Below are 4,813 nucleotides of genomic sequence, written 5' to 3'. Positions count from 1 at the left end.
TCTGGTTTTTTACGGCGCGAACCGATGTCTGGTTTATGATGAATACTATCCCTCATCTAGTCAAAATGAGTCAGTTTCCCTTCCAGGAAAAGGTACTCGCTATTGATACGGCCCCTTTAAGCGGGGAAAAGGTTAATCGCCCCGGACTGGGTACAATGGAGGAATTAAGAGCCTGTGGCGAAAAATTAGTTAAAGATGGCATAATCGATCGCCTAGTGGATTTTAACTACGATCCCAGCTATCGTCAGCGTATCTATCAAAAGCATTTCGGCAGTCCCCTCCGTTCCACCCATAACTACAAAGGTTATCCGATTTTTGGCTCAATCTTCAAAATCGAGTCCTGTCGCAGTGATTATATGGTCCATTATGACAGTGACATGATGCTCTACCAAGAACCGGATTACAGTTGGATCCGCGAAGGGATCGAGTTAATGGAAACCCATCCAGAAATGATGTTTGTGCGTCCTTTGTCCGGTCCACCGCGGCCCGATGGTACGATTTATTCTCCCCATCCTTGCACGAAAAATACCGACGGATTCTATCAATTTAAATTTTTTGGCAGTCGTGCCTATCTACTTAATTGTCGTCGCTATGATCGCCTTTTACCGATGACCCCCCTCTGGCGCTCTTATAAAAATACCTTTCTCGATCACTTACCCGATGGTTTAAAAGCTTGGGGCAATATTTTGACCGGCAAAGGAAAACTCGACTCTTGGGAAATTATGGTTTCTCGCTCCCTAGAACAAAGCAACTATTATCGCGCCACTCTCACCAATGCCAAGGGTTGGACTCTGCACCCCAACGAGCGCTCTGCCGCTTTTAGGCAAGCTTGGCCGACTATTATCGAAAAAATCGAAGCGGGTATTTACCCACCGCCCCAAGCTGGTTATTATGACCTGATTCCGGAATTATGGTACTAAGAGAGCCTTAGTTCTCTAGATTTGAGGTGAGGCGATCATCGCTTAGATTTCATAGCACCGGCTGTAAGCGCCTGTTGTTTTCGTTAAACGATGTAATATTTTGTGTACACCGCAACTCATTGACGATTGCGTAATGTAGAAAGTGAGTGCGGCGACAATTGTACTTGTCAAACAATGATATAGTACAAGTAAATTGCTAATTATCGGCAGGTAGCGTCTGTCATAGATATAGATTGTGGAGTTAAAATATGTCTAGTATAAACACTGGTATTGAGTGGACTGATAAAACGTGGAATCCAACAACCGGGTGCGATAAAATTAGCACCGGCTGTCTGCATTGTTATGCCGAAGCTATTACACAGCGTTTTCCCAAAAACTTTCCCAATGGATTCAGCTTAACTTTGCATCCAGAAAGATTGGAAGAACCCTTACGTTGGCGCACTCCCAGTCGAGTTTTTGTCAACTCAATGAGTGACCTTTTTCATGATGATGTGCCTCTCGACTTTATCAGACAAGTTTTCTCAGTTATTCATTTAACACCTTGGCATATATATCAGATTTTAACAAAGCGACAAAGCCGTTTAGGTGATTTAGCGTCTAAATTAGATTTTCCAGAAAACATTTGGCTAGGTGTATCTGTCGAGAACCAAAACCACATAGATCGGATTGAATATCTTCGGACAGTTCCTGTTTCAGTGCGTTTCATTTCATGTGAGCCACTTTTAGGACCCCTAGAACTTAATTTAACTGGCATTGATTGGGTTATTGTCGGCGGAGAATCCGGGCAAAAACATCGCCAGATGAAACTTGACTGGGCAAGGGATATCCGCAATCAATGTCAAAATTCAGGGGTAGCATTTTTTTTCAAACAAGTTGGGGGAAGGACACCGAAAGCAGGGGGTAGATTACTTGATGATAAAATCTGGGACGAGATGCCTAATGCCTGGAATCAGCATATCCAAACATGGGGAAGTGTCCCACTTAAATCAGCGAGGCGTTCAGAAAAATTAGAGCTTATTGCTTAACTGGAAATGTAACCTTTAAATCATCCGCAAACGTTCCTTTTCGCCGTTTTTTGTCCTCGGGTGAATGTACTGTGATTTTTCCTTGAGATTCAAGATTGCTAAGGGCAGTTTTGTAATTCTTTTTAATGTACGGTTTTCCCGGATGATGCTGGTCGTAAATCTCTGCCATCGTCATAGTTTTACCTGAAAAATTGTCCAACAACATAGATTCCAGTTGATCAAGAGGACTGGTTAGCTCAAAGAGTAATGGTTGTTGAAGAGTTGCAGGATTATACTCAAAAGATGGTACGCCCTGCGTCTGTTCAGAACTCTCTTTAGCCATTATCTCTTTCATAATTTCATAGCCTTTAGGATGCTTGCTTACAAAAATTAGGTGATGGCTAGTACGATTTCCCATTTCATGTCTGAAACGAAATGGAAGAACATATTTACCCCCCATTTCTTTCAAGGCTTCACAGATATATTCTACAACGGTTAACTCACGCTCTTGTGGAGTAAGTGTAAATGTTTTCAATCGTTTGCGGAGTTGATCTGCTCCTACTTGTCCGAATAGCGCATTTATGTGTTCTTTGACTGCATCATTATTTAAACCCATGTTGATGCGATTGTAATTGAAGAAGAAGATGCAATCACAACCCCAATCTTTGACGACCGAATTAACAAGTTGAAGAGATAGTCCCTTGTAACCCCAAGGATCAACAAAAAATAAAGTGGGAACTAATTTCATGCTTTGGAAGGTTTTAACTATGTCCTCTCCAACCTCATATTTTGATATTTGAGGGCGGTATTTTAAATTTTCTATGCCCGGAATTGAATCTATAGCTTGTTGAAGAGAATTAACTTTTTCGACATCGGCATCGTTAAAGATCGACACCAGCATATTTCGCATATCTGGATCTGCGATGGCAGTTTCTAGAACTTTTACTGGGGTTGATTTTGAGCCATCTTTATATCGTCCTGCACCAGCAAAAAGGTCAACATAAGCGATTTTCTGGACTGAAGACGATCCCTTAACTTTTGAAATTATAACTTTTGCCCAAGCCCAGAAATATTTCTCAACAATCCTAGCTTTGATCAAGGACTGTTCTTTTTGCTCATTGAAGAAGGAATTTTTAGTCATATCCTAATATGTAGCCTATAATCAACGGATTTAGTATAACATACCTTATTTTTTTTTAAATTAGAGAAGATAGGAGATGAAACAACCCAAAAGAAAACCCAACCACCGCCATGGGGAGATTGGGTTTTCTGGTTATCAATTGATTTTAAGGAGCTAAAGCGTTACCGCGCAGGAGAGAACCGATGGTTTTAACAGTAATCTTCATCTGTACGAGAGGATTAGCGGGAACAACGGTTTTATAGAACCCATTTGGTATCTTTTATAATGTAGATGCTAGGCTGAAAAGGTGAAGCGAAAACCTTGTCCACTATAGGTTTCAGGGAAGAGAGTCTGTAGCCTGTTTAACGGCAATACTTTGGTCTGAACCCCGTCAGTGAATGCGCCACCGTCTAGTCGTCCCCGAAAATCGATACTTTGGAGTAAGCCAAAATGTACTCAAGTAGTATGACGAATGAAGAGTGGTCTATCGTAGAACCGCTATTGCCAAAGAAGAAATTGACTGGCCCCCCGAAATGGACAAAACGACAGATTTTAGATGGGATTTTCTATCAACTCAAAAATGGCGGTAATTGGCGGGACCTCACGAAAGATTTCCCTCCCTACTCCACCGTGTTCTGGCATTATAAACAGTGGAGAAGTCAGGGAATCATCCAAAAAATAATGGAAGAATTACATCGCAGATTACGACAACAAGAAAAAAAACTTGTGGACGAATCTAATTATGATTGATTCTCAAGCCGTCAAAAATACCTGTAATGCGAGTGTTGAGACGAAAGGATTTTGTTTCTACAAGTGCACCAATGGAATTAAACGTCATCTAGGGACGGATAGTCTTGGTTTTCCCTTTTTCGCTCATTGTACTCCCGCCAACCTATCTGATGACCAGGGATTGATTGAGTTGTTAACTCTAGGTATTGACTATTTCAAGTTAAAACCGTCGGAACTGTCTAAGACGACTATTCTTCTAGATAATGGTTATCATCCTGACAAAATAGAGAAAGAGTTGGTTAAGGTCTATCCAGAGATAATGACTAAAATTCAGTTTGAACTGTCTCCAAAACCGTCAAAAACCGAAAAAGCGGAGAAGGGTTTATCAGGATTCGTACCTGTAAAAACTCGATGGGTGATTGAAAGAAGTAATTCTTGGATGGAACGATGCAAATCTTTAGTCAAAAATTTTGAGCGCACTTTAGAACACTCCACTACCAAAATTCATCTCTGTTTTCTTCGACTTCTACTACGACAATTAGCTGTATCCGGCTCTTCTAGGTTCTGTGTGATAAGTTTAACTTACTCTATGATCGATCGATCTTTGTGCCCTCTGTGTCTCTGTGGTTCCCTCCACTCCCTCGCCAGCAATACTGTATCTTAAAATACATTTTACCCACCAAACCTAAGAGAGCCTGTATCCTAAGATACCAAATGGATTCTATAATGACTGTACTAGCCTAAAGATAGCAAAAAACCCGGCGGGAAAATCTCCCCACCAGGTCAAAAAGGCAAAAGTAAAGAATTATTTCTGCTCGGCCTTTTTACTTGACTTATCACCCATTTTGTACTTACGCAAGAAGCGATCGACCCGACCCTCGGTATCGATCATCTTCTGAGTTCCCGTATAAAAAGGATGATTACCCGACCAAACCTCCACATGAATTTCTGGTTTTGTCGAACCCACCGTCATCACCAGTTCACCATTACAGATCACCTTGGCTTCCGGATACCAAGTAGGATGAATTTTTTTCGGCATA

At 41.3% G+C, this 4,813-nt stretch carries 5 protein-coding genes and 1 pseudogene; 4 read left to right on the top strand and 2 right to left on the bottom strand.

From position 1 onward, the window contains the following. On the top strand, positions 1-920 hold a 920-nt coding region (locus PX484_RS16645; RefSeq protein WP_288104820.1), incomplete at its 5' end, for a hypothetical protein. A gap of 248 nt (positions 921-1,168) precedes the next feature. Then, positions 1,169-1,945 carry a DUF5131 family protein gene (locus PX484_RS16640; protein WP_069475081.1) on the top strand — a complete coding sequence of 259 codons (777 nt, stop codon included), beginning with the start codon at positions 1,169-1,171 and terminating at the stop codon, positions 1,943-1,945. Here PX484_RS16640 and PX484_RS16635 read toward each other — a convergent pair. Then, positions 1,935-3,065: a three-Cys-motif partner protein TcmP gene (locus PX484_RS16635; protein ID WP_287665035.1), complete on the bottom strand. Its 1,131-nt coding sequence runs from the start codon at positions 3,063-3,065 to the stop codon at positions 1,935-1,937. The two genes, PX484_RS16640 and PX484_RS16635, sit on opposite strands and share 11 nt — an antisense overlap. 429 nt (positions 3,066-3,494) lie before the next feature. Here PX484_RS16635 and PX484_RS16630 point away from each other — a divergent pair, with 429 nt between their 5' ends. Together PX484_RS16630 and PX484_RS16625 are read left to right on the top strand one after the other, a co-directional pair. After that, entirely contained in the window at positions 3,495-3,794 is a 300-nt protein-coding gene (locus PX484_RS16630) for a transposase (protein ID WP_069475083.1), read from the top strand. After that, positions 3,787-4,236, top strand: a pseudogene (locus PX484_RS16625) (transposase); the annotation flags it as partial. The gene PX484_RS16630 and the pseudogene PX484_RS16625, both read left to right, overlap by 8 nt. Positions 4,237-4,578: 342 nt before the next feature. On the opposite strand, the gene rpmE reads toward PX484_RS16625, so the two are convergent. After that, positions 4,579-4,812 carry a 50S ribosomal protein L31 gene (rpmE, locus tag PX484_RS16620; protein WP_002801083.1) on the bottom strand — a complete coding sequence of 78 codons (234 nt, stop codon included), beginning with the start codon at positions 4,810-4,812 and terminating at the stop codon, positions 4,579-4,581. Position 4,813 lies beyond the last annotated feature (1 nt).

This window comes from Microcystis sp. M49636_WE2 (assembly GCF_030065375.1).
In the GTDB taxonomy this organism is placed as follows: domain Bacteria; phylum Cyanobacteriota; class Cyanobacteriia; order Cyanobacteriales; family Microcystaceae; genus Microcystis; species Microcystis aeruginosa_C.
The sequence above is the reverse complement of the archived record's forward strand: the minus strand, read 5'-3'. Positions and strand labels throughout refer to the sequence as shown.

Excerpts from the sequence above, each read along its gene's own strand:
- PX484_RS16635 (WP_287665035.1), bottom strand. The coding sequence starts at position 3,065 with ATGACTAAAAATTCCTTCTTCAATGAGCAAAAAGAACAGTCCTTGATC.
- rpmE (WP_002801083.1), bottom strand. The coding sequence starts at position 4,812 with ATGCCGAAAAAAATTCATCCTACTTGGTATCCGGAAGCCAAGGTGATC.
- PX484_RS16630 (WP_069475083.1), top strand. The coding sequence starts at position 3,495 with ATGTACTCAAGTAGTATGACGAATGAAGAGTGGTCTATCGTAGAACCG.
- PX484_RS16640 (WP_069475081.1), top strand. The coding sequence starts at position 1,169 with ATGTCTAGTATAAACACTGGTATTGAGTGGACTGATAAAACGTGGAAT.